19 protein-coding genes are annotated in these 24,651 nt (G+C 39.4%); 13 read left to right on the top strand and 6 right to left on the bottom strand.

Going from position 1 to position 24,651, the window contains the following annotated elements:
- Window positions 1-6 precede the first annotated feature (6 nt).
- Window positions 7-969, bottom strand: coding sequence for a nucleoside hydrolase (locus ACTBZY_RS14930; RefSeq protein ID WP_463047143.1), 963 nt, complete (start codon window positions 967-969; stop codon window positions 7-9).
- A 512-nt stretch (window positions 970-1,481) separates the two neighbouring features.
- Between ACTBZY_RS14930 and ACTBZY_RS14925 the strand changes: the two genes are divergently transcribed.
- The 3 genes from ACTBZY_RS14925 to ACTBZY_RS14915 all read left to right on the top strand — a co-directional run bounded on the left by ACTBZY_RS14925 (window position 1,482) and on the right by ACTBZY_RS14915 (window position 5,929).
- A complete protein-coding gene (locus tag ACTBZY_RS14925) occupies window positions 1,482-2,144 on the top strand; it encodes an ABC transporter ATP-binding protein (RefSeq protein ID WP_463047142.1) in 663 nt (220 codons plus the stop codon).
- 24 nt (window positions 2,145-2,168) lie between these two features.
- A complete protein-coding gene (locus tag ACTBZY_RS14920) occupies window positions 2,169-3,467 on the top strand; it encodes a TolC family protein (protein WP_463047141.1) in 1,299 nt (432 codons plus the stop codon).
- 134 nt (window positions 3,468-3,601) lie between these two features.
- Window positions 3,602-5,929 (top strand): ABC transporter permease, encoded by a 2,328-nt coding sequence (locus tag ACTBZY_RS14915; protein WP_463047140.1) that lies wholly within the window; start codon window positions 3,602-3,604, stop codon window positions 5,927-5,929.
- Between the two features lies 1 nt (window position 5,930).
- On the opposite strand, the gene ACTBZY_RS14910 is transcribed toward ACTBZY_RS14915, so the two are convergent.
- On the bottom strand, window positions 5,931-6,407 hold the full coding sequence (locus ACTBZY_RS14910) for a hypothetical protein (protein WP_463047139.1): 477 nt from the start codon (window positions 6,405-6,407) through the stop codon (window positions 5,931-5,933).
- 131 nt (window positions 6,408-6,538) lie between these two features.
- Between ACTBZY_RS14910 and ACTBZY_RS14905 the strand changes: the two genes are divergently transcribed.
- The 5 genes from ACTBZY_RS14905 to ACTBZY_RS14885 all read left to right on the top strand — a co-directional run bounded on the left by ACTBZY_RS14905 (window position 6,539) and on the right by ACTBZY_RS14885 (window position 11,814).
- Entirely contained in the window at window positions 6,539-7,369 is an 831-nt protein-coding gene (locus ACTBZY_RS14905; RefSeq protein ID WP_463047138.1) for a winged helix-turn-helix domain-containing protein, read from the top strand.
- 66 nt (window positions 7,370-7,435) lie between these two features.
- Window positions 7,436-8,149, top strand: coding sequence for a (Fe-S)-binding protein (locus tag ACTBZY_RS14900; protein WP_463047137.1), 714 nt, complete (start codon window positions 7,436-7,438; stop codon window positions 8,147-8,149).
- On the top strand, window positions 8,146-9,510 hold the full coding sequence (locus ACTBZY_RS14895) for a lactate utilization protein B (RefSeq protein WP_463047136.1): 1,365 nt from the start codon (window positions 8,146-8,148) through the stop codon (window positions 9,508-9,510). Before ACTBZY_RS14900 ends, ACTBZY_RS14895 begins: the two co-directional genes overlap by 4 nt.
- Window positions 9,507-10,085: a LutC/YkgG family protein gene (locus tag ACTBZY_RS14890; protein ID WP_463047135.1), complete on the top strand. Its 579-nt coding sequence runs from the start codon at window positions 9,507-9,509 to the stop codon at window positions 10,083-10,085. Before ACTBZY_RS14895 ends, ACTBZY_RS14890 begins: the two co-directional genes overlap by 4 nt.
- A gap of 94 nt (window positions 10,086-10,179) precedes the next feature.
- Window positions 10,180-11,814: a ribulokinase gene (locus ACTBZY_RS14885; protein ID WP_463047134.1), complete on the top strand. Its 1,635-nt coding sequence runs from the start codon at window positions 10,180-10,182 to the stop codon at window positions 11,812-11,814.
- Here ACTBZY_RS14885 and ACTBZY_RS14880 read toward each other — a convergent pair.
- On the bottom strand, window positions 11,811-12,269 hold the full coding sequence (locus tag ACTBZY_RS14880) for a GyrI-like domain-containing protein (RefSeq protein ID WP_463047133.1): 459 nt from the start codon (window positions 12,267-12,269) through the stop codon (window positions 11,811-11,813). The genes ACTBZY_RS14885 and ACTBZY_RS14880 overlap by 4 nt on opposite strands.
- A gap of 202 nt (window positions 12,270-12,471) precedes the next feature.
- Between ACTBZY_RS14880 and ACTBZY_RS14875 the strand changes: the two genes are divergently transcribed.
- The gene (locus ACTBZY_RS14875) at window positions 12,472-13,356 is read left to right on the top strand and encodes a sulfite exporter TauE/SafE family protein (protein ID WP_463047132.1); all 885 of its coding nucleotides are present in this window, start codon (window positions 12,472-12,474) and stop codon (window positions 13,354-13,356) included.
- Here the strand turns inward: ACTBZY_RS14875 and ACTBZY_RS14870 are convergent.
- From ACTBZY_RS14870 to ACTBZY_RS14860, 3 genes are read right to left on the bottom strand one after another with little or no spacing between them, the layout of a single operon-like run.
- Entirely contained in the window at window positions 13,353-14,597 is a 1,245-nt protein-coding gene (locus ACTBZY_RS14870; RefSeq protein WP_463047131.1) for an acyltransferase family protein, read from the bottom strand. The two genes, ACTBZY_RS14875 and ACTBZY_RS14870, sit on opposite strands and share 4 nt — an antisense overlap.
- The gene (locus ACTBZY_RS14865; protein ID WP_463047130.1) at window positions 14,598-16,130 is read right to left on the bottom strand and encodes a gluconokinase; all 1,533 of its coding nucleotides are present in this window, start codon (window positions 16,128-16,130) and stop codon (window positions 14,598-14,600) included. It abuts the gene before it with no gap.
- The gene (locus tag ACTBZY_RS14860; protein WP_463047129.1) at window positions 16,120-16,989 is read right to left on the bottom strand and encodes a helix-turn-helix transcriptional regulator; all 870 of its coding nucleotides are present in this window, start codon (window positions 16,987-16,989) and stop codon (window positions 16,120-16,122) included. The genes ACTBZY_RS14865 and ACTBZY_RS14860 overlap by 11 nt, the downstream gene beginning before the upstream one ends.
- Before the next feature lie 139 nt (window positions 16,990-17,128).
- On the opposite strand from ACTBZY_RS14860, the gene ACTBZY_RS14855 reads away from it, so the two are divergent.
- From ACTBZY_RS14855 to ACTBZY_RS14840, 4 genes are all read left to right on the top strand, one after another.
- Complete coding sequence (locus ACTBZY_RS14855; RefSeq protein WP_463047128.1) at window positions 17,129-20,269, top strand: SusC/RagA family TonB-linked outer membrane protein; 3,141 nt, start codon at window positions 17,129-17,131, stop codon at window positions 20,267-20,269.
- An 11-nt stretch (window positions 20,270-20,280) separates the two neighbouring features.
- A complete protein-coding gene (locus tag ACTBZY_RS14850) occupies window positions 20,281-21,798 on the top strand; it encodes a SusD/RagB family nutrient-binding outer membrane lipoprotein (protein WP_463047127.1) in 1,518 nt (505 codons plus the stop codon).
- Between the two features lie 201 nt (window positions 21,799-21,999).
- Window positions 22,000-22,926, top strand: a complete 927-nt coding sequence (locus tag ACTBZY_RS14845) for an RraA family protein (protein WP_463047126.1) — start codon at window positions 22,000-22,002, stop codon at window positions 22,924-22,926.
- A gap of 184 nt (window positions 22,927-23,110) precedes the next feature.
- The gene (locus ACTBZY_RS14840) at window positions 23,111-24,631 is read left to right on the top strand and encodes a mandelate racemase/muconate lactonizing enzyme family protein (RefSeq protein ID WP_463047125.1); all 1,521 of its coding nucleotides are present in this window, start codon (window positions 23,111-23,113) and stop codon (window positions 24,629-24,631) included.
- Window positions 24,632-24,651 lie beyond the last annotated feature (20 nt).

Below are 24,651 nucleotides of genomic sequence, written 5' to 3'. Positions count from 1 at the left end.
GCCACTCTATTTCAATCTACTTTTCAAAAGCTTAACCAACCTTGCATTATCTGCCTCAAGCATTACATTAACAGCAGGCCTTCCACGCCATGGCTCTGAAGCTGGTCTGGCTAAAGCTTCTTCATCGCCAATAAATGCCCAAGTTTTCCCTAAACTAAGCCCGTCTTGAGTCTCTACCCTCACAGGATACTTTTCCCCCGAAAAAATGGAGGGATCTATCAAATAAGCTATCACAGAAGGGTCATGCAGAAACGAGCCGTCAATTTTATTATTGGTGGTATTAAACTTCTCATAAAAAACATAGGCATCACACACCATCTTGTTCAACACCGAATCGGAAGCCACTCGTATCTCCCGAGCATCCTTACTTGTTAATAAAGTAGACTCCGTTACATCCAAACCAATCATGGTGACTGGCCAGCTGGCTCCAAAAACGAAATCTGCGGCTTCTGGGTCATTTAAAATATTGGCCTCCCCTGATGGTGAAGCGTTTCCTGGAGCAAAAGCATTTCCTCCCATAACCACCACTTCTTTTACCAGTTCTACTATTTCAGGAGCTTTTTTCAATGCCAAAGCAATATTGGTTAAAGGCCCCAAAGGAACCAATATGATTTCATTTGGGTATTTTTTAACCTGTTCAATAATAAAATCTTCCGCCGAAAGGCTTATAGGTTTCAAACTACTTTCTAGGCGAAAAATATTACCCAAACCATCATCTCCATGAACAAAAGCCACTCCGCCCCCAAAAGGTCTATTTAATGGTTTGGCAGCACCCTTAGCTACAGGAATATTACCTCTGCCTGCCGCCTCTAAAAGTTTTAATGCATTTCCAGTAGTCAACTCCAAATTCACGTTTCCATAAACGGTGGTCAGCCCAATCACGTCTAACTCAGGTGAGTTTAGTGCAAACTGTATGGCCATGGCGTCGTCTACTCCTGGATCCGTATCGATGATTATTTTTTGCGGCATTTTAATTCGTTTGTGATGATTCTCCTTTAGAGATTCGAATTTACTTGGTTTTTCTATATTTCGCTGTTCGTCACCGAACGAGAGCGTTCGCTTTCGGACACATTTTTTACTCCAAAACAGCGTAATACTCTATTAACGTGTTAATTATAATTATTGGCATTATTTAAGAACATTAAATGGCAGAAGAGAAAAACTTTGCGGTCATTCTCCAACACAAATTATGAAAAAGTATAACACTTGTTTTTATTTAAGAGAGTTCTGAACTTATAACACTGTCAGTCCGAGCGACAGACGAGGACTTGTTATAGTTCGATGGGTTAATTTAGAATAGGTAAGACTATTCTCCCCGTCTGCCGATTTATCCGCCGTTGTGAGGACAGGCAGGGACTTCGCTAGAACTGACAGGGCAGATTTTACTCGAACTGACAGGGTTAAATAAATTTAAGGACATTTCGAGTTCGCTCGATGTAACAATAGAAAACAATATCAAGCTCATGGCTCAAAGCAAATAAATGATAAAACTAAATAACATATCCAAATACTATCCAGCTGGTTTTGGAAAGACCTACGTGCTCCGAAACATCAATGTTGAAGTAAAAGAAGGTGAATTCGTTTCCATCATGGGACCATCAGGTTCTGGAAAATCTACACTGCTGCATATTCTAGGGCTCTTAGAAGAAGCCTCTGAAGGAGAATATCTTTTTATGGATACACCCGTTCAGAAATTAAAAGAAAAACAAAGAACAGAACTCCATAGAAACGCCATCGGCTTCGTTTTTCAAGCCTACCATTTGATTGACGAACTAACCGTTTATGAGAACATTGAAACGCCATTGCTGTATAAAGGAATCTCTGGTTCTGAGCGTAAAAGCAAAGTGGCCGACATTCTAGACCGTTTTAACATTGTTGCTAAAAAAGACCTTTTCCCGAGTCAGCTGTCGGGTGGCCAGCAGCAGTTAGTAGGTGTTGCCAGAGCTTTGGTAACAGAGCCAAAAGTCATTTTTGCAGATGAGCCTACAGGAAACCTTCACTCCGAACAAGCGGACGACATTATGAAAGTTTTTAAAGAATTAAACGAAAAAGACGGTGTCACCATCATTCAGGTAACGCACTCCGAAAAAAACGCCGAATACGGCAATAGAGTTATAAGACTTAAAGACGGCTGGGTAGATTAATAAAACAGTTCACAGATTAGAAATATGAAATTTTATATAACCCTCTTTTTCACCCTTGCCATCGGCATAGCTAGTGCCCAAAGCATTTCCTTAAAAGAGTGCATAGCATTAGGTTTAAAAAACCATCCAGATTATCAAACAGGCGTTTTAACGGCAGAAGCTGCCAATGCCAGTTTATTCGAAGCCAAAAGTTTAAGATACCCTACTATGGGTGTGGATGTTTACCAAAGTACCAATACCGGTAGAAGTATTGATAGGTTCACAAACAATTATATCAATGACCTATATAACAGTACATATGCCCAAGCAAGGCTAACTCAACCTCTTTTCCAAGGTTTTAGAATCCAAAGCACTATTCGTCAAAACGAACTGTTGGTAGAATCAGAAAAACTTAACTTAGCGTCTACCCAAAACCAATTGACCATCAGAATTATTCAGGCATATTTGAATGTTTTAGCAAGTCAAGAACTCTATGCCATTGCTCAAAATCAAGTACTAACTTCTCAAACCCAGCTGGACCAAATAAGCATAAGAGTTAGTGCGGGTGTCTTAGGAAAAACAGAAGAATTACAAATCAAAACACAAGTAGCCAATGACCAATTTTCAGAAATCACAGCCTCTGGGAATTTAAGAGCCGCACGTTTAGATTTGTTTCAATTAATGAATGCCAATCTCGCTTCAAACACACAATTTGAAACGCTGAATGCAGAGATTGTTGCTAAAAAATATGGTAATGAACTAGCGGAGAACGCTCTTTCAAATCTACCAGAAGTTAAAGCGGCAGACTTTGAGATAAGAAGCTTCGATAGCCGAATTAAAGCAATAAAAGGCAGTAAACTTCCAAGCTTAAACTTTCTGGCAGACTGGAATACCTTTTACGCATCTTCAAATCCTGAACAAGAATTTTTTGAGCAAATAAACGGCTCTCGGAATGCTTCTTTTTCATTAGGTTTAAGTATCCCGATTTTAGGAAGACTACAAACTAACCCAAGGATTCAATCTGCCTCTATTCAAAAAAGAATAGCACAGAACAATTTGGCCGCTACCAAACTTCAGGTAAATCAGGCCGTGCAAACCGCCATTCAAAATTATGAGCTAGCCTCTGAAAGATACGTCAACGCACTTTCTCAGGTGGCCATAAATCAAGAAAATATAGACGCTATTCAGGCTCAAATAAATGCCGGAACTTTGAATTCCATAGAGTTTATTTTGGCTAAGACCAATTTCGACCGAGCAAATTCGAATTTAGTTCAAGCCAAATATGCTTTCTTGCTTCAAGAGAAAATTTTGAAGTTTTATGAGAATGGAGCCTGGGATTTATAAAAAACGGCCATAAGAAAAGTTAAAAACGTTAAAAGTCAAGGGTATCTACTCTTGGCTTTTTACTTTTATTTATGCTCCAAAACTACTTCACAACGGCCTGGCGAAATCTAATTAGAAAACGCTATTTTTCATTCATGATGCTTACAAGTCTTTCGATAGGCTTAGCGTTTTCATTCATTATTGGCAGTTATGTTTGGTCTGAGTTACAAGTCAATCAAAACCTTAGCAACATAGACCGCCAGTTCCTACTAAAAAGCGAATGGAAACAAGAAGGAAGGTCTCCAGACTTTGTGAGTCCTGCTCCTTTGGCGGAAGCCTTAAAAAACCAATACCCTCATTTGGTGGCAAATGCCTATACCTATGATGGCGTAGGTGTTACTTTTCAGCATGAAGATATTGTCCATCCGGAGTCCGTACAGCTTGGCGATAATATTTTAGAAATGTATGGTTTAGGGCTAAGTCAAGGAAATCCAAAAACAGCATTGAAAGACCCTTACAGCATGGTCATTTCTGAGAAAATGGCTTTAAAGTACTTTGGAAAAACCGATGTTCTAAACCAAACCCTGGAGGTAGAATCTTTCAGCGGAGAAAGAAGACCATTTAGAATTTCAGGCGTTTTAGCAAAAGCACCCTTTAACTCCGTTTTACAATTAATAAATGAAGAGCTTCCTGTTTTAATGTCAAAAGAAAGCTTGCGTTACTTTGGCAGATTTGAAAGCATAAATCAATGGCAAAATCTGTTTGCTGTCAATAACATCGAACTGGCCGAAGGTGTTTCTCCCGCACAATTAGAAAGGCCAATTAAAGACTTATTGCAAGCAAACACAACAGCAGATATATCGAAGAATTTAAGCATAAAACTAGCCGATTATAAAACCCTGTATTTGACAGATAAAAACGGTTTTGTACAAAAAAACGTCAACACCTTATTGGCAATAGCTTTGGTCATGTTACTCATTGGCATTATAAACTTTGTCAACATTTCGCTGGGTGCTTCTTCCAATAGATTAAAAGAAATTGGCATTAGAAAAACACTGGGTAGCAACAAAAAACAACTCGTCTTTCAGCTGATTTTAGAAAGCTGCCTACTTTCCTTTATCGCTTTTGTAATCGGACTTATCATTTACCAATCTGGCAGAACTTACTTCTCAGAAATATTGGGTAAACCACTAGTTTCCTTGTTCCAAATCAATACCACATTCTTTGGCTTTGCTTTCTTATTTAGTTTACTCATTGGGATATTGGCAACATTTTTTCCAGCCTTGATTATTTCTAGACTAAACGTGGTTCTCGCTGTAAAAAACCGTTTCCAAAGCATTTCTGGGCAAACCAATTTGAGGCGATTTCTAATTGGCGTTCAGTTTGCCATGGCTTTGTTTGTAGGATTTGGAGCTTTGGTGGTAGACAAGCAAATCAATTACTTCTTTGAAAAAGATTTGGGCTTTAGCCAGCAGCAGATGGTTTATTTGACCCTACCAAGAGACTGGTCTCCAAAAGGTATTTCTAAAATGAAAACCATTCGGACAGAATTTGAAAACCTTCCCGAAATAGAAAAAGGAAGTATCTCTTTCGAAATTCCGGACGGAAAGTCAGGCGTGAGAACTGGAATAAAAAATGGCGAGTCGCCGCAAGTTTTTGCTGAAGTTTTACAAACAGACGAAGCCTATTCCGACACCTATAACTTAAAACTATTGGCAGGGAGGTATCATAATGCAGGAAGTGAACCAAACAACCATATTGTCATAAATCAAACCACCGCTAAAAGCTTAGGATTTAAAACTCCTGAGAGTGCACTAAATCAAACTATCTATTTAGAAACCTTCCAAGGTGATTTTGAAATTGTAGGTGTTCTTTCAGACTTTCACTTCGCCAGTTTCCATCAAAAAATTGGCCCACTCGTTTTCACGAATATCAATAATTCCAACATATACAGATACCTATCTTTACGTCTAGGAGCTTCAGATTTTGGCGAAGCCAAAAAAGCCATTGAAGCCAAATGGCAAGGCCTTTTCCCTAATTCTCCTTTCATTTATCAAAGCCAAGAAGCTAATCTAACTAACCTCTACAGCTCCGAAATTCGCCTAAAAAAAGCGTCTCGCTTGGCCACCATTTTAGCTCTTATCTTAGTTAGTCTTGGTGTGCTTGGTACACTTTCTTTAAATGTGTCTAAAAGGTTAAAAGAGCTTAGCCTGAGAAGAGTACTTGGAGCAAATTTCGTTTCTGTAAATTGGCTGCTCATAAAAGAATTCGTGTTCATTCTTCTGGTGGCATTATCCTTAACCATTCCATTCACTTATTATTTATTGGGCGATTGGCTTCAAAACTATGCTTTCCGCATTTCCATGCCTGTGCAGAGTTTTGTGCTTGTGGTCATTTGCTTTTTGAGCATCATTATAAGCTTGGCTGTTTTTCAAATCAACAAAGCATTAAGACTAAACCCTGTGGAGCATTTGAAAGAATAAATCAGGGAATCAGATTCAATATTCTTTTGGCTTTATAATGTTCCTTTTTTACGGGTCTTATAATTAACTCGTCGTTTACCTTGGCATATTTAAATATCTCAGAAATTTCGACCACATAAAACTGCTTGTCAAACAACGGAACAGAAGAGGGATAAATAATTACGCCGTCTCTTCTTAAACTCACCTTAAACAGAATTTCTGTTCTATCACCTGATTCTGGATTACCTCTAACCACCGTTAATTTTCCATGCGAACGCAAATTGAAGTCATTATAATCTAGCGGCTTTTCGTTTATAAGAATGGGATTGGCATAAAAGGGCTCGTCTTTGCCCAATTCATTTCTTTCCATTTCGTTATCTCTTTGAATAAGCCATTTCTTATCTCCTTTGATTATGGAATCCCAATCTTGAGCATTTGAAACAAAAGAAACCGACAGAAAAACCAACACCACAGCTCCTACTTTCATAATTTTATTCATTCGCTTTTTTGATAAAAGTACCGGTGTGAAGAAGTGTAGAGACAATTTATACTGTAAAATTATATGTAAAAAAGTGTAAAATAGGCTTTTACAAAATGTTACTAGCCAAGCAAAGCTTTACCTTTAGGCCGATGAAATTTCTCAAAAACATTCTTCTTATTCTAAGCCTTTTCACCACGCCTTCTTTTGGTCAACAAGCCTCTTTTGACGATGCTAAAACAGAGGTAGTCATGAGAATGATAGGCTATCAGGTATTACTTCAAAACGCGGACACCACCACACGTGTTTTACCCATCATAAAGTTAGCTGACGCTCAATATCAAATTCATTTCAATGGCCCTATCCGTCTGAATCCTGACTCCTTGGTCAATATTGTAAAAAGGCAAATGGACGCCAACAGCATAGAAATATCTTATATAGTAAGCGTAAAGGAATGTTTGATTCAAGAGACTTTATTTTCCTATGCCATTCTGCAAAAAGGACAGGAAGAAATAGTCCCTTGTAAAGACAGGCCCCTGGCTCCAGACTGCTACTTTATAGAAATCAGTTTTGACAAAGAATCCAAAGCAGATTGGACAATTGTTTCTGTCCTATTATTCATAATTGCTTCTTTAACGCTCTATTTCACTTTTAGAAAAAGGAGCACTAGCCCCTCTGATAACTTATTAAAAATAGGCAAATATGAATTTGACACGGCCAATCGATGCTTGCAAATAGGAGAGCAAAAAATCAAATTGACCTATAAAGAAACCCAAATTCTGAGCATTTTGGCAGACAGCCCTAATCAACTGATTGAAAGAAATCGTATTCAAAAAGAAGTATGGGAAGACGAGGGTGTAATAGTAGGCCGCAGCCTTGATATGTACATTTCAAAACTCCGTAAAAAGCTCGCAAAAGACCCAAACATTTCTATTTCTAATAAGCACAGTATAGGTTACGAACTTGCGGTTAAAACGGCGTAGTCCTTGCACCGTACCCATCTATGATGTAACTATGCTATACAATTGACAATAATCCTGTAGGAAATCTTGAAAGTATCTCTTTTTATACCCTGTTATATTGACCAGTTATATCCTCAAACTGGCGTAGCGACCCTAAATCTTCTAGAAAAATTTGGCTGCGAGGTGGTTTTTCACCAAAGTCAAACTTGCTGCGGACAGCCTATGGCAAACTCTGGTTTTCAGCATTTGACCACAAAACTAGATGGATTGAATCAAAACCTCTTTGGAGATTCTGAATATGTCGTCTGTCCTTCGGGAAGCTGCACTTTGCATCTGAAAGAACATGTTTTAGGTACACAAACAAAGATTTACGAGCTCTGCGAGTTTCTTACAGACGTACTAAAAGTGGAAAGTTTAACATCTAGTTTTCCTTTCAAAGTTGGCTTACACCAAAGTTGTCACGGACTTCGTGGATTGCATTTGGCCAAAAGCTCTGAACTGGTAGCAGAGCCATTTTCAAAACTAGAACCCCTACTGAAGATGGTAGATGGCTTAGAACTCTCCTACCCTGAAAAGGTAGACGAGTGCTGCGGTTTTGGAGGAACGTTTTGCGTAAGTGAAGAAGCCGTTTCTGCTAAAATGGGTCAAGATAAAGCAGCAGAATTTGAAGCCGACGAAGTGGATTATATTACCAGTGCAGATATGTCTTGCTTGATGCACATTGATGGCATATTGAAAAGAAAGAAATCAAATATTAAGGTGATTCACATTGCTGAAATTTTAAACGGTTTAGCATCATGAGTGAAGGAAAGCACGCCAGTTTAGCAGAAAAACTAACCAACGACACAGACAGAACCGATTGGCATAATAAGTCTATTTGGGGCGTTAGAAAAAAAAGAGATGTAGCCGCTTTCGGTATTCCTGATTGGGAATTACTGAGAGAAACAGCATCCAATATCAAAGACTATGTTCTTGACAACCTCCACGATTTACTGATAGCGTTTGAGCAAAATGCCACCAAAAATGGCATTCAAGTCCACTGGGCTGCCGATGCCGAAGAGCATAATGCCATAGTTCATGGAATCTTGGCAAAACACAATGTTAAGAAAATAGTAAAGAGCAAGTCCATGCTCACAGAAGAGTGCGGACTGAACCCCCATTTAGAGAAAAACGGCATTACGGTTATTGATACCGACCTGGGCGAAAGAATAATTCAACTTCGAAATGAGCATCCCAGTCATATTGTGATGCCAGCCATTCACCTGAAAAGAGAAGAAATTAGCGATACTTTTCATGAGTCGTGGGGTACAGAAAAAGGAAACTTTGACCCCAAATATTTAGCCGGAGCAGCAAGAGAAAGCCTACGCCAAGACTTTTTAACGGCGGATGCCGCTCTTACAGGAGTAAATTTTGCGATAGCCGAAACAGGCGAATACGTGGTATGTACCAATGAAGGGAACGCCGACATGGGAGCACATTTAGCACCTGTTCAGATTTCATGCATGGGTTTAGAAAAGATAATTCCTAAAAGAGAACATCTAAGTGTAATGCTTCGTTTGTTAGCAAGAAGTAGCACTGGGCAACCGATAACGGCTTATTCGAGTCATTTCAAAAAGCCAAGAGAAGGTCAAGAAGTGCATTTGGTTTTGGTAGATAATGGGAGAAGTAGGCACATCCAATTGCCTAAATTTAAAGCTGGCTTAAAGTGTATTAGATGTGCGGCATGTATGAATACCTGTCCGGTTTACAGAAGAAGCGGCGGACACTCTTACCATGTGACCGTTCCTGGGCCTATTGGTTCTATTTTGGCTCCTAATACAGATTTGAAAGAATATTCTGACTTGCCGTTTGCCTCTACCTTGTGTGGGGCTTGCAGCAATGTATGTCCTGTAAAAATCAACATCCATGAGCAGCTCTATGAATGGCGACAAGTCATTGGAAAAGCTGGGCATGTAGAAACTTCCAAGAAGATAGGATTGAAAGTGATGAACTTCGTTTTATCTAATCCGAAGGTGTATGATATGGGTGGAAAAATAGGAAAGAAAGTGGTGTCTCTTATACCCTATGCAGTCAATAATCCGCTGAACCCATGGTATAAAAGCAGAGAAATGCCGGAAATGAACACCGAAAGTTTTAAAGATTGGTATAAGAAAAATAGATGAGCAGTAGAGACCAAATATTAGAAAGACTTAAAAGCCAAACTTCAAATCAGGAGCACGTGAGTTTGCCAGATTTTGATGTAGCATACATTGGCGACCCCGTATCAAAATTCAAAACTATCTTAGGCGAACTTTATACCGATGTCATTGAAGTAAACGCTTTAGCAGAAGTGGCTAGTTTCATTTCAGAAAGGTTTGAAGGGAAAAGAATAATCTCCAATGTTAAAATTGACGGTTTTCCTTACAGCGAAGATTGGCAAAACGAGGACCCACATACACTGGAAAATGTAGAATTTGCATTGTTTGAAGGTACGCTTGGCGTAGCAGAAAACGGAGCTATCTGGATAGCGGATGAGCAGATGGGGCAGCGAGTAGGACCTTTTATATGTCAAAGGCTAGGCATTATTGTCAAAAAAGAAAACATTGTGCCTTTAATGCAGCAAGCCTATCAAAAACTGGATAGCGGTGATTCTAGCTTCGGTACTTTTATTTCCGGACCTTCCAAAACTGCAGATATTGAACAATCCTTGGTGGTAGGCGCCCATGGCTCTAGAGAGCTTTTTGTTTTTCTAACCTAAGAAAACAGCTTATTCTTTCATTACTCTTTTATTCAAAAGGCTACGTTTCCGTTTTAAGTTTTATCTTTAAGCTTAGAATAAACAACCATTTTGAATGACCGCTAAATACACCATCGGAATAGATTTTGGCTCGGACTCTGTAAGAGCCTTGGTCGTCAATACCGCTAATGGCGAAAGCCACGGCACCTCTGTTTCCTATTATCCAAGATGGAAAGCAGGAAAATACTGTGACCCAGCCGCTTCGCAGTTTAGACAGCACCCTTTAGATTATATTGAGAGTTTAGAAACGGCTGTAAAAGGAGCATTGGCAGAAGCTGGCTCGGAGATAGCTAAAAACGTTGTCGGTATTTCTGTGGACACTACCGGCTCCACACCAGTAGCGGTTGATAGAAATGGAACACCCTTAGCTCTTTTGCCAGAATTTTCTGAAAACCCAAATGGGATGTTCATTCTCTGGAAAGACCATACGGGCAATGCTGAAGCAGAAGAAATAAATAATTTGGCTCATAACTGGACTGTAGATTATACGAAATATGTGGGAGGGATTTATTCTTCAGAATGGTTTTGGGCTAAAATTTTAAGAACCCTAAGAGTCGATGAGCAGGTAAGAGAAAAAGCCTTCTCTTGGGTAGAGCATTGCGACTGGATTTCGGCAGAGCTTACTGGAAACACAAACCCCTTAACACTAAAAAGAAGCCGATGTGCCGCAGGCCATAAAGCCATGTGGCATGATGAATTTGCTGGGCTTCCCTCAGAAAAGTTTCTTTGCACGCTAGACCCTTTATTGTCTGGACTCAGAGATAGACTTTTCTCAGAAACTTTCACTTCCGACGAATCCATGGGATTCATTTCGGCTCCATGGGCAAAAAAACTGGGTGTGCCGGAAAACGTAGTGATAGGCGTGGGTGCTTTTGATGCTCACATGGGTGGTGTGGGTGCTGAAATTGAACCTTACTCGCTGGTAAAAGTGATGGGAACTTCCACTTGTGACATGCTAGTGGCACCTACAGAAGAGGTAGGACATTTGTTAATCAAAGGAATTTGTGGACAAGTAGATGGCTCTGTATTACCCGGAATGCTTGGGATGGAAGCCGGTCAATCTGCTTTTGGTGACGTTTACGCTTGGTTTCAACGATTAATTCTTGAACCTGTAAATGAGCTTATCACGGATCAAGCCATCAAAAACAAAATGGCGAATGAACTCATACCTTATTTGGCAGAAAAAGCATCACAAATAGCCCTCACAGAGAATGACGGCATAGCACTAGATTGGTTCAATGGAAGACGAACGCCGGATGCTAATCACACCTTAAAAGGTGCCTTTACTGGCTTAAATTTAGGAAGTGATGCGGCCACCGTATTTAAGGCTTTGGTAGAAGCCACAGCCTTTGGCTCAAAAGCCATTGTTGACCGATTTATTTCCGAAGGTGTACCTATCAAACAAGTGATTGCGATTGGTGGAGTAGCCAATAAATCTTCTTTTGTGATGCAGACTTTAGCAGATGTGCTAAACATGCCGATCAAAGTGGCAGCCTCAGACCAAGCATGTGCCTTAGGTGCTGGGATGTTTGCCGCCACGGCGGCTGGTATTTACGAAAATGTAGAGGCCGCACAAAAAGCAATGGGTTCGGGATTCGATAAAGAATATCTCCCAAACCCATCAAAAACGGCTATTTATAATACCCTTTACGATAAATACCAAGTCTTAGGTCAATTTGTAGAAGGCTAGTTTAACGCCACAAAAATATCAACCTCGGCATCTAATCGATTTTGTGATTTTGCACCATAGACTTCAAAGTCTGTGGTGTATCTTCTATCTACGTCGGTTTTCCATATTTCCATCCATGCGTCTCCAACAACCCCTTGTTCCAAATTGCCTTTTGCCGTAAACTTAGTGTAAGCTCCTCCTCCTATTTCTAAACCTTTCATTCCTTCAGGAATTTCATCCAAACTACTTACTTCACAGGCCAAAACGGTCGTATAAGGTTTTGTAAAATCACCTTCATATTCTGTGTAAATAGCATAAATTTCGGTTCCTATTAAATTGGGGATTTTCGACATGATTTCTTCCGACATAAACCTGCCCCAAAGGGTCCGGATATCCGTTAAGGCTTTCTGCTCATGATTGCTTGTTCTTACCCAAATTCCCATTACTTTTTTAGATGCTAATTCTTGTTTTTGCATATGCTCTTTTCTTTTGATTCAAAGTAAAATGATAGTGGTGACATCCGTTTGTCAGTAGGTTTGGAAAAATACTTTTTTGATTGCCATAAAATATTTTAGTCTATTTAGCTTATAGATTAAATAGAGTATAGTTTATTTGTAAAAGTTTTAGACACCAAGGTATCTGAAAATCATATTATAAGTATTTCTTTTTGATTCCCTTATGCATTCAAAAACGCAAAAAAGTCAAGTCTCCGACGCTAATAAACTCTGGTATTTTATCCCAGTATTTTTGCTTACCGGGCTTGCCATTTTCCTATTTCTGAATTATTCTGAGACCTTTTCTTTAGAAAAGATTAAAAATGGTTTCAGTGAAGATTTTCTCATATTCTTGATGATTGGCATATTTGCCCAACTTGTTGACGGCACCTTAGGTATGGGTTACGGTGCCACCTCAACTACTTTTTTACTTTCATTTGGTGTTCATCCTGCCACGAGCAGCATGGCGGTTCACGTGGCAGAAATGTTTACTACAGGAGCGTCGGCCATATCGCATTATAAGTTCAAGAATATCAACAAAAAGCTAGTTCTTAACTTAATTGTTCCGGGTACGGCAGGAGCCATAATTGGTGCCTATTTATTGGCAGATGTTATTGACGGCGACACCATAAAGCCCTTCATAGCCGTTTACATGATTATTCTTGCAGCCACCATTATCATTAAGGGTTTAAAGAAAAATATAAAAAAGAAGAAAAGTAAAAACCTGGGTTTATTGGCTGGCTTCGGTGGTTTTATGGATTCCATTGGCGGTGGTGGCTGGGGACCTATCGTCACCTCCACACTCATGGGTAGAGGAAGAGACCCACGATATACCATTGGCTCTGTCAACACAGCAGAGTTTGCCATTTCCTTTGCCAGCGGTATCACCTTTGTACTCTTTGAAGGTATCAGCGGATGGCGTGTGATAGCAGGATTGGTTATCGGTGGTATTATTGCCGCACCGGTTGGAGCATATTTTTTAAATAAAATTCCACGAAAACCAGCTACCGTTTTAGTCGGTTTACTGCTGATTGTTTTAAGTGCAAGAACACTTATTAAACTTCTTTAAACCTTCACAAAGATTTTCTTCTTATAAAAAACGGCTAACACGGCAAACCAGAACAAAAGGTAAAGAATTGCCCAAGAAAGAGACGCATACTTTGGGTCTGTAAACATGGGCACCAAACCATTTTTATATACATAAGCCTGAAAGCCCACACCCTCTAGCTGTACGGTAGAAAGCACCCTCGGAATAATGCCTGAGAAAAAGAAAACGAGCATTGGGTTTACACCAAATATCACAAAAGGTTTTATCCAAAACTTATAACCACGTTCTTCAACCACAAAATAAACCAAGGCCATTAGCAAGGATGCCAGACCTGCAGTGTAAACCACATAAGAAGATGTCCATAAAGCCTTGTTTATTGGAAAAACCATGTTCCAAAAGTACCCTAAGGCAGTTAGGCCAAGGCCTGCATAAATAAGGTAATTCACCCTTTCTTCTTCATACTTTTCTTTGACCAAAAGTGTTCCTATAAATACGCCAATCAAACCTGTAGCAATAGCGGGTATGGTACTAAAAAGCCCTTCTGGATCCCATGTTTTGGAGGAAACCCACATGTGACCTTCCAAAAACATTCTATCAAAAACTGCTGCCACGTTTACATCTTTGTCGTAAACACCACTTACACCATCTATTGGAATCAATGCCATGGCTGCCCAATATCCCAAAAGAAGCACCACACAAATACCCGCCAACATTTTTAATGAGAGACTGTTATAGAGCATGGCCACCACAAAATAGACTAAAGCAATACGCTGTAATACACCAGGGATTCTAACGTTTTCGTATCCAGAAACAGGCAAGTACGCCAAAGTAAATAGTACGGCAAGCAAGCCCACTACCGCATATAATTGCTTCCTTAAGTCGTATTTGGTTAATAAGAGATAATAGACCAATGCCACAAAAACTAATCTAACCAGTAGCAATGGATAACCCTCTAGTCCAAAGAGATCGATTTTGGAAAAGAAATTCAGAAAGAGACCTAATGCGAAAATCCTTAATGCCCTAACTGTAATTTTCAAAAAAGTGGTCTTGTCCAAAAAGGGTTCAGGGGAAGCCAAAACCGTGGTAATGCCCACCACAAAAAGAAAGAATGGAAAAACCAGGTCTGTAGGTGTACTTCCATGCCATGGGGCATGAAGAAAAGGCTTTATCACATTTCCCCAATCTCCTGGGTTATTGACCAAAGTCATTAGCATTATGGTAATTCCTCTGAATACATCTACTGAGATTAATCTATTTTTCATTTAATAGTCGTTTTGAAGTTTTGAAATTTCTTCAAATTCAGATTCCAATTTATGGGTCAATCTCTCAAAAAGTGCGTAATACTTAGAATAAATCTTGTTTTTCTTTCTATTAGGGTTTCTAACGATCCTTTCCGGAGCAATTTTCAAGGAATCTTCTAGATTTTCATAAACACCCATAGACGTAAGGCCTACCATAGCCGCTCCTATATTAGGGCCATGTTTATAGGTACTCACAGATGCCGGCATGCCATACATGTCGCAGATTATCCCAGACCATAATGGGTGCATGGCGTTATATCCATTTAAGTGTATAGATTCAAAATCTCTATGACGCTTAATAGACCTTCCAATGCTATATATTTCGTACAAAATGCCCTCTAGCGTGGCTCTAATAATGTGCTTTGCTTCATGCGTTATATTCAAACCAAAATAAACCCCTCTTGCGTTTGAGTTCCATATAGGAGCTCTCTCTCCTTGAAGATATGGCAAAAATAGAAGACCTTCAGAGCCTTCTTTCACCTTGGCAGCCTCATTATATAATTTTACCAATAGCTCCTCAATTGGCAAATTTTGATAGTTATGACCAAAATTTCTAGCAGCCCACTCAAAAGCCACTCCGCCATTATTAGTAGGTCCTCCACTTATATACTTCCCCTTTTCTAAGATATAATTGAAAAAGCTTCCTTTACCATCTACTAAACATTCTTCTCCAAAAACCCTTACAGCACCAGAACTAGTCACCGATACAACAGCCTGATTATTGCTCATTGAGCCTGCACTTAAAGAAGCCAAACAACCATCAGAACTCCCTAATATCAGTTTCGTTTCTTTATGCAGTTTTAAAGAGTTTAGAATCGGAGCTTTAATCTCTAAATCGGCGTAAAATATATCTACTGGTCTAGAAAAATATGACGCATCCAGATGGGCAAACTTCATGGCATCCTTGTCCCAATCTAGTTGTTGTAAATTAAAAAAACCAGTGGCTGACGCTATGCTATAATCTACACAAAACGCACCAGTAAGCTGATAAATCACATATTCTTTTATGGAGACAAACCTGCTAATCTTTTCAAACTTTTCAGGCTCATTCTCTCTTATCCAGGTTATTTTAGAAAGTGGAGACATCGCATGGATGGGCGTACCTGTATTTTTATAGATTTTGTTTCCAAGCTCTGTTCCTTTCAAAGAAGTTGCTATATCACAAGCACGATTATCGGACCATATAATGGCATTCCCGAGGGTGTTACCGTTTTTATCCAAGGGTAAAACACTGTGCATTGAAGAACTCAAAACAATACTTTGCACATGATGCTTATCGTAAAAGGAAACATCATTCAAGATTCCTTTGAGCAAAAACATGATAGTAATAAATACTTGCTCTGGGTCTTGTTCACTCCAGTCGGGACGTGGATGAAACGTTGGGTATGAGCCCTTTCTATTTACAACTTCCTTCCCTAAATAATCAAACCCAATTATTTTTGTGGCGGATGTACCAATATTTATGGTGAGTATACAGGCCTTTTTAGAATCCATTTTTTCTGTAGCTTTTAGGAGAGAAACCCGTTAATTTTTTAAAGGTAGAGGAGAAATGTTGAGAACTATAAAATCCGAGTTCCAAGGCAATCCTCGTCATAGAGTGATCCGAATTTTTAATCATACGCATGGCCTCCGCCACCCGCAAGTTTATCAAATATTGTAAAGGTGCAAACCCCGTATAAAATTTTATTTTTTCTGTAAAGGCCGTTGTCGCCAATCCCACCATGCTTCCCATTTCATTTACCGTCCACGGATGTGACAGGTTTTCTCTCAACATTTTATCTAGTTTAAGAAACACTTTTGGGAAGTCGTGACTCTGATTGTTTTCAATACTCAATGCTCTAGAAACTTTAATGAAAAGCTCATCAATAAGACTGTTTACTCTGGTCATATAGGCTATTTCACATTCGGTTAATTCTCTCATTAGCCTCTGAAATATCCCTAAAGCATCTTTCACATCTTGAATAACCAACGGGAAACGCTGTTCCAATAATTGTTTTATCAGCAATCCGTCTGGTACACTTATTCCACTCCAGCTTTTATGAAATAAAACCTCGTCAATCTCCTGGATGGAAAATTCTACATAAGTACCCATTTCCAAAATACCTCCACCCAAACTTAAACAATCCTTCGGTCGTAGAATTAATAAATCATTAGGAAGCAAAACACAAGAGACGCCGTTGACATACCATTCGAATTTACCCTCATGAATGAAAAAAAATGTCAAAACTTCCACCTCCCATAACGAAGAGTGCTCCGCCTTTTGTAGCACACTCTTATGTACCACAAACTTCCCAATCTGTTTAAATGGCGTTAATAGGTCTGTTTGGCCTTGCAATAAAACTTTAGGAGTCATGAATAAGGTTAAATGTCATACTAAATCTGCAGATTATACCATTTTGCAAAATTAGCCGCCGAAACAATTTGAAAGTTTGTTATAAATAAAAGAAGAACTTTTGACACTTATTCAATCTTCCAAACCTTAATTATAAACTATGAAGAACAATTATCTCATTCTATTGAGCTTGACACTTCTTTCTTTCAGCACTCTGGCCCAACAAATTAGCGGGACCGTGAGATCGGCTGCAGACAATTCCACCTTACCCGGTGTTTCGGTTATAGTAAAAGGTACAACTACTGGAACAACGGCAGATGCGAATGGTACCTATCAAATTAACGCAGGAACCAACGCCACACTAGTATTTAGCTTTGTGGGTTTTAACCCTCAGGAAGTTTTGGTGGGAAACAAAACCACTATCAATATAAACCTGACCGAAGATTCTCAAAGCTTAAATGAAGTGGTAGTTACCGCACTTGGTATCAAGAAGGATGCAAAAAAACTCGGTTATGCCACTTCTACCGTACAGAAAGAAGCACTGACAGAAAACAGACAGCCTAACTTTATGAATGCCCTCCAAGGTAAAGTGTCTGGTGTTAATATTTCTGCCATGGGAACAGGCCCAGGAGGAACCTCGAAAATCAGAATCCGTGGTCAATCTTCTATTTCTGGTCAAAATTCACCACTTATTGTAGTGAACGGTGTACCAATCGACAACACCAATTTCGGAACCAACCAAAACAACGCTGGTTCAGACAATTCTATAGGCGTAAGGGGTGGTGGTGGAATTTACTCTGATGGTGGTGATGGTCTTTCATCTATCAACCCGGATGACATTGAAAGCATGACCGTACTTAAAGGAGCTACTGCTGCTGCTCTTTATGGCTCTCGTGCCAAAGACGGTGTAATCATGATTACAACTAAAACGCATGGTGACGGAAAAGGAATAGGTGTAACCTATAACACCAACTTCACCACAGAAAAAGCCCTTGACTTTACAGATTATCAGTATGAATATGGACAGGGAGAAAACGGTGTAAGACCCACTTCACCTAACCCAACTGACGGTCAGTGGTCTTTCGGAGAAAAGTTTGCCCCTGGTATGACCCAAGTTCTTTTTGATGGTGTGACCGTACCTTACGAACCTATCAAAAATAGATATGATATCTTTTATAGAAATGGTCAAAATTTCACGAATACCATCTCACTTTCAGGTGGTGATGCTTCTGGTGGATTTAACATCTCCTTCTCAAACCTTGATAGTAAAGGCATTGTACCTAACAACTCATTTAATAGAAAAACTGTTAATCTAGGATTGTCCTATGAGCTATCTAAGAAACTTAGTATTGCCAGTAATATTAATTACTCCAACGAGAACAATACGAACCCTCCCAATATTGCCAATCAAGATAACTCCATTCCTACTTCAGTAGCAATCATGTCTAATTCCATGCCTTGGGATTTATTAGAAGAGAAAAAACATGACGCAGATGGAAACGAATACGTTTACTCTAGGTTCAAAAACAGAACCAATCCTTATTTTACACTTTCAGACCAATTTCATAACATCCAAAGAGATAGGATTTTTGGAAATATGTCTTTAAAGTATGAACTGGCAGATTGGTTATTTGTACAAGGAAGGGTAGGCCAGGATTACTGGTCAAGAGACGAAGATTATAATAACTTCCCTACGGGTCATGCTTCTAGAGGTCCTGCACCAGCTGGTTTTGTTAATGGTGTTTATACCCAAGAAGCCAGAAGATTTAGAGAAATCAATAAAGACATTCTTATTTCTGGAACGAAAGAGTTTGGAAACATTGGTCTTGACGTAAATCTTGGAGGTAACCAAATGACCCGTCGTTCTGATTTAAATAGTACACAGGTAACTGACTTTGTTGTAAGAGACCTCTATACCGTTATGAACGGTAGGGTAAAAGACCCTATTTACGGCTTGTCTGAAAGAGCTGTAAACTCAGTTTATGGTTCTGCCGAAATATCTTATAACGACGTTCTTTTTATAAATGGTACAGCCAGAAACGACTGGTTCTCTACCCTTTCTAAAGAAAACAGAAGCATTTTCTACCCATCTGTTTCTGGTAGTTTCGTATTTTCTCAAGCCATGGCCTCCGCTCCAACTTGGCTGTCTTTTGGTAAACTAAGAGCGGCTTACGCAGAAGTAGGTTCTGATACAGATGTATCGCCTTATTCTAATTCCTTGTTTTATGGAATAAATGCCAACTTATTTACAGGACAGCCAGTTGGAAGCTCACAAGGAAGCACCGTTCCTAATGCTGGCTTACGCCCAATGCGTACTTCAGAAGCAGAGGTGGGTTTTGAATTAAAGCTTTTCAATAATAGAGTAAGCTTAGATATGGCTGCTTATGAGAAAATCACAAGAGACCAAATCGTATCTGCCCAAATATCTGATGCGTCGGGTTTTGTTAGCACACTTATCAATAGCGGTAAAAGCAGAAACCGAGGCGTAGAATGGTTATTAGGTATTACACCTTTAAAAACCAACGACTTTAGATGGGACTTCACTTTTAACGGTTCTTATAATAAAACAAAAGTGTTGAGCTTATTAACAGATACCCCTGGTGAAAAAATAACTACAGGTACCCATGTATTTAATGGTGAATTAAGACAAGTAGTAGGCGAAGAGCTAGGTCAGCTTTACGGTTTTGGCTTCAAAAGAGACGACCAAGGAAGAAAAATATTTGGTTCAAACGGAATTCCGATTAGAACACCAGATTTAATTTCTTTTGGTAGTGCATTGCCAAACTGGGTGGGTGGTTTCACTAACGCATTCAACTATAAAGGAGTTAGCCTTTCTTTCCTAATAGATTTCAAACTTGGAGCCAATATGATGTCAGGTACCAACTTCAACTTAACCAGACATGGCTTGCATAAGCAAACGCTAGAAGGAAGAGATACTGGAGTAATAGGAGTGGGTGTAAATCAGTCTGGTGAGCCTAATACAGTAGCTGCCAAGTCTCAGCCATACTGGGAAGTCATTCGTTCTCAAGCACTTATCGAGCCTATCATTTATAATGCAGGCTTTTGGAAATTACGTCAGATTAATGCTGGATACGATTTCACTAAATTCTTACCAGCCAACTTCCTTGTGAAGTCTGCAAAACTAAGTATTGTGGCAAACAACGTACTCATGCTTAAGAAATGGGTGCCAAACATAGACCCTGATTCTTTCGGATATACTTCTGACAACATTGTGGGCTTAGAGTCTACTGGTGTGCCTACTACAAGAGGTCTTGGCTTCAATCTTAATGTTAAATTCTAAAATCAATTCTGATGAAAAAGATAACAAAATATATATTTCTTTCCTTCCTAGCCTTAACCTTCTCTGCCTGTGATAAAGGTTTTGACGAACTTAACATCAATACTACCGCAGCTACGGCTATTGACCCTGCTTTTATTTTAAACAATGCTATTCTTAATACCGCTTTCCCTAATTCTACTGCGATTTACGAAATGGGCGTTGTTCAGCAGTTAGTTTCGCCAAACTCAGGAGTATTAACTGGTGCTAATTATAATCAGGATAACAGAGCTCTTTTAAGCCCCATGTGGCCTCAGTATTATAGAAATGTCATAAGAAGTACCACTGATGTAATAGCTCAAGCAAAAGAAAGAGGAGATAGAAATAACCTCATTCAAATGGCCAGAATATGGCAAGCCTACACATTTATGGTTTTGACAGACACTTATGGTGATGTTCCATATTTTCAGGCTGGAAAAGGCTTTTCAGATCAAGTAGTTTTACCAGCTTATGATTCTCAGGAGGCTATTTATACGGATATCATAAAGGAGCTAACAGAAGCTTCTGCAGCCCTAAATGCTTCAGGAAAAGTGGAAGGTGCAGAAGTAATGTATCGCGGAGACATAGCGAAATGGAAAAAAATGGGGTATTCTCTGCTACTTAGAGCAGGGATGAGACTTAGCAAAGTTGATGCCGCCAAAGCGAAATCCACAGTGACCGCTGCTGTAGCTGGTGGTTTAATGCAGAGCAACTCAGACAACTGTGTAATCAAGCATGACGCTAACTACCAGAACCCTAACGGTTCAATGTTGAACTCCACAGAATCAAGTAACTTCTTTATTCCTGCTGCATTTATTAATCAACTGAAAAGTACTTCTGACCCAAGACTAAAGAGTATTGCGGTTCGCTATGTCGGTGCAGATTCTGGTTCTGGTCAAACAGCAAATAAAGCGAATAGAGATCCTGCAGTTCAGATGGGTATTCCTATGGGATATGATAACTCGAGTATCAAAGCCGTAGCCACAGCAGCTGGCTTGGTTAGTTTCTATGAATATTCTCAGATAGATAGAACTAGAATGGTGAAAAACACCGCTCCATCATTCTTAGTTACTTATGCCCAAACTCAATTATTATTGGCAGAAGCCGCAGTTAATGGATGGGTAAGCGGCTCCGCATCTATTTATTATAAAAATGGAATAGAGGCTCATATGATGCAATTAGGGGATTACGATGTCAATAGTGCCGTAGCTCCTGAAGATATAGCCACTTTTGTTTCAGCAAATCCTTTAGGAGCAAACGCTTTGAAAGAGATTGGCACCCAATACTGGATAGCATCTTTTTTAAATGGTCCTGAGGCATTCGCCAATTTCAGAAGAACAGGGTTTCCTACTTTAACTCCAAACCCTTTCCCAAGAAAAGATATCAAAGGCGATTTTATTAATAGACTAACTTATCCAAACTCTGAAATATCTGTTAACGGAACCAACATTCAAGCTGCTATTTCAAGACAAGGAGCTGATAATCTAGATACCAAAGTTTGGTGGAACAAATAATATTAGCATGATTTTGAACGCCATTTAGTTAATCTTAACTGAGTGGCGTTTATGCTTCTGATAACTGCACTTCACTAAAAAATTTGACCAAAATTCTATTTACCGCCACTTGGTCGATCAAATCCATTTAATGGACTTATTCTGTGTTTAATTTGAATTATTCTTACGTAATTATGGCAATAATAACCCTAAATAATAAATATGAAGCAAATTAACTTATGCCTTACCTTCTTCTGTGCTTTGATAGTTTTCTCAGCCAGTGCCCAACAAATAGAATGGACTCCTGAACAAATAAAAACCTTCACCAGTGACTACAATGGCCCTCGTTCTGCAGATGGTCGTCCGCATGTTTCTGATGCCCTTATTAAAAGATTGGCCAATGTTTCTACCGAAGAGGCTTGGGGCTTTTTAAGAAATAAAGGATACCATAATCAGTTTGAGGCTGGTTGGGTTATCATTGGAAACAAACCCTTGGTGGGCCGTGTTGTAACCACCCAATACATGCCTTCTCGTCCAGACATGGACGACAAAATAAAAGCAAAAGGTAAAGCAGAAAACAGGGTGGGCTCTCCTAACTCATGGCCTATTGATGTGCTACAAAATGGCGATGTATATGTAGCTGATGGATTCGGAAAAATTATTGATGGAACGCTCATTGGCGATAACCTAGCCAATGCCATCTATGCCAAATCTGGCAATGGCGTTGTATTTGATGCTGGTGCAAGAGATGTAGAAGGCATTAGCAAAATAGAAGGTTTTGTTGGTTTTGTAAGAGGCCTCGACCCTTCGTATATACAAGGTGTAATGATGACCTGTATCAACTGCCCGATCAGAATTGGAAGAGCCACTGTTTTGCCTGGTGACTTGGTCTTAGGAAAACAGGAAGGCGTGGTTTTTATTCCAGCTCAATTTGCAGAAGACTTGATTCTAAATTCTGAATTCACAGCACTTAGAGATGAATTCGGGGTTTTAAGGCTTAAAGAAGGTAAATATACGCCAGGTGAAATTGACATGAAATGGTCTGAAAAAATCAAAAATGACTTTCTTGGCTGGATTAAAGCTAACCCTAAAAAACTTCAAATGACGCCTAAGGAATTTGATGATTATATGAAAGAAAGAAACTGGTAGCATCGACAAGCTCAGCTACCTGAAATTCGACAAGCTTCGACGGGCTCAATTATATGAACTCATTTAATGGATTCAAAGAGCTTTTTTCAGTGGCTTTTCTTGGATAAATGATAACCCAATAAGATTAAAAATAAAAATTCAACGCTGACCCTCAGGTCAATCATTCTTATAAAATTGAAATAACATGAAAAAGAATTTATTAGACAGATTTAAATTTAATGGTCAAATTCCAGATGGCCCTGCCCTTCATTCCTCAGACGAAACTGCTCATAAAATAGCCTCTGAAGATAGCACAGAAAAACCATCAGGAGGAGATAATAGACGAGATTTCATCAGAAAATCGGCATTAGGAGGACTCTCTCTAGGGATGATGTTTAATGGCCACCCCGATAAAGAAATAGAATTCCTTACCCAAAAAGTCAAACGCTCCAGTAGCCCTTCAGACTTGAGAATAACAGATTTAAGAATTGCTGTTATTAATAAAGCCCCTATGACCTGCCCTATCATTAGGATAGACACCAATCAAGGAATTTCAGGTTATGGCGAAATTAGAGATGGAGCCAGTGCCAAATACGGTCTCTTTCTAAAAAGCAGGCTTCTTGGTAAAAACCCTTGTACACCAGAAATGCTTTTCAAAGAAATCAAACAGTTTGGTGGTCATGGCCGTGCTGCTGGTGGCGTATGTGGTGTGGAAATGGCATTGATGGATTTAGCCGGAAAAGCATATGGCGTACCTGCATACCAAATGCTTGGAGGAAAATATAGAGACTACATTCGTATTTATGGAGACACCCCTACCGTGCCCGATCCAGTGGAGTTTGCCCAAAAAATGAAGGAAAGAAAAGACTTAGGACTGACTTTTCTGAAAATGGACTTTGGTGTTGATCTTTTGAAAAACCACCCTGGAACAATTATAGGTGGATTAAATACAGATTATTCTAAGCAATGGGGTAACCCTCCTGCCACTAAAGGAAACGCAAGAGGCTATGCCAATACCAAACACCCTTTTACAGGCATTCAAATTACCGATGAAGGTTTGGACATTATGGCCAATTATGTAGAAGAGGTTCGCAAAGCGGTAGGCTATGACATTCCTTTAGCGGCAGATCACTTTGGACATTTTGGTGTAAACACCGCTATACGCTTGGCCAAAAAAGTAGAGAAGTATCAGCTAGCATGGCTTGAAGATATGATTCCTTGGTTTTATACAGACCAGTGGAAACAAATCTCTGATGCCGTGGACACGCCTACCTTAACCGGGGAAGATATTTTCTTAAAAGAGGAGTTTATTAAACTGATAGATGCTAGAGCGGTAGACATGGTTCAACCAGACTTAGCCAGCTCAGGAGGTTTGATTGAGACTAAAAAAATCGGCGACTATGCAGAAGACCATGGTATACCAATGGCCATGCACTTTGCGGGTTCTCCCGTTTGTTTCATGGCAAATATCCATTGTGCAGCAGCCACTGAAAACTTTGTAGCTCTAGAACATCACAGCTTTGACATTCCTTGGTGGGAAGATCTTGTAGGCGGTATAGACAAACCTATTTATAAAGATGGTTTTGTGAAAGTGCCAGAAAAACCAGGTTTAGGCATTGAATTAAACGAAGCAGTGGTTAAAGAGCATCTAAAAAGTGGCACCATGTATTTTGCTCCTACAAAAGAGTGGGATGAGCTAGACAGCCACGACAGAACTTGGAGCTAATACAATTGGAAAAATAAATT

It is taken from the genome of Arcticibacterium sp. (assembly GCF_055134445.1).
Note: the sequence above shows the minus strand (reverse complement) of the source record. Positions and strands in the feature narration are given on the sequence as shown.

Excerpts from the sequence above, each read along its gene's own strand:
- ACTBZY_RS14930 (WP_463047143.1), bottom strand. The coding sequence starts at position 969 with ATGCCGCAAAAAATAATCATCGATACGGATCCAGGAGTAGACGACGCC.
- ACTBZY_RS14925 (WP_463047142.1), top strand. The coding sequence starts at position 1,482 with ATGATAAAACTAAATAACATATCCAAATACTATCCAGCTGGTTTTGGA.
- ACTBZY_RS14920 (WP_463047141.1), top strand. The coding sequence starts at position 2,169 with ATGAAATTTTATATAACCCTCTTTTTCACCCTTGCCATCGGCATAGCT.
- ACTBZY_RS14915 (WP_463047140.1), top strand. The coding sequence starts at position 3,602 with ATGATGCTTACAAGTCTTTCGATAGGCTTAGCGTTTTCATTCATTATT.
- ACTBZY_RS14910 (WP_463047139.1), bottom strand. The coding sequence starts at position 6,407 with ATGAATAAAATTATGAAAGTAGGAGCTGTGGTGTTGGTTTTTCTGTCG.
- ACTBZY_RS14905 (WP_463047138.1), top strand. The coding sequence starts at position 6,539 with ATGAAATTTCTCAAAAACATTCTTCTTATTCTAAGCCTTTTCACCACG.
- ACTBZY_RS14895 (WP_463047136.1), top strand. The coding sequence starts at position 8,146 with ATGAGTGAAGGAAAGCACGCCAGTTTAGCAGAAAAACTAACCAACGAC.
- ACTBZY_RS14890 (WP_463047135.1), top strand. The coding sequence starts at position 9,507 with ATGAGCAGTAGAGACCAAATATTAGAAAGACTTAAAAGCCAAACTTCA.
- ACTBZY_RS14885 (WP_463047134.1), top strand. The coding sequence starts at position 10,180 with ATGACCGCTAAATACACCATCGGAATAGATTTTGGCTCGGACTCTGTA.
- ACTBZY_RS14880 (WP_463047133.1), bottom strand. The coding sequence starts at position 12,269 with ATGCAAAAACAAGAATTAGCATCTAAAAAAGTAATGGGAATTTGGGTA.
- ACTBZY_RS14875 (WP_463047132.1), top strand. The coding sequence starts at position 12,472 with ATGCATTCAAAAACGCAAAAAAGTCAAGTCTCCGACGCTAATAAACTC.
- ACTBZY_RS14870 (WP_463047131.1), bottom strand. The coding sequence starts at position 14,597 with ATGAAAAATAGATTAATCTCAGTAGATGTATTCAGAGGAATTACCATA.
- ACTBZY_RS14865 (WP_463047130.1), bottom strand. The coding sequence starts at position 16,130 with ATGGATTCTAAAAAGGCCTGTATACTCACCATAAATATTGGTACATCC.
- ACTBZY_RS14860 (WP_463047129.1), bottom strand. The coding sequence starts at position 16,989 with ATGACTCCTAAAGTTTTATTGCAAGGCCAAACAGACCTATTAACGCCA.
- ACTBZY_RS14855 (WP_463047128.1), top strand. The coding sequence starts at position 17,129 with ATGAAGAACAATTATCTCATTCTATTGAGCTTGACACTTCTTTCTTTC.
- ACTBZY_RS14850 (WP_463047127.1), top strand. The coding sequence starts at position 20,281 with ATGAAAAAGATAACAAAATATATATTTCTTTCCTTCCTAGCCTTAACC.
- ACTBZY_RS14845 (WP_463047126.1), top strand. The coding sequence starts at position 22,000 with ATGAAGCAAATTAACTTATGCCTTACCTTCTTCTGTGCTTTGATAGTT.
- ACTBZY_RS14840 (WP_463047125.1), top strand. The coding sequence starts at position 23,111 with ATGAAAAAGAATTTATTAGACAGATTTAAATTTAATGGTCAAATTCCA.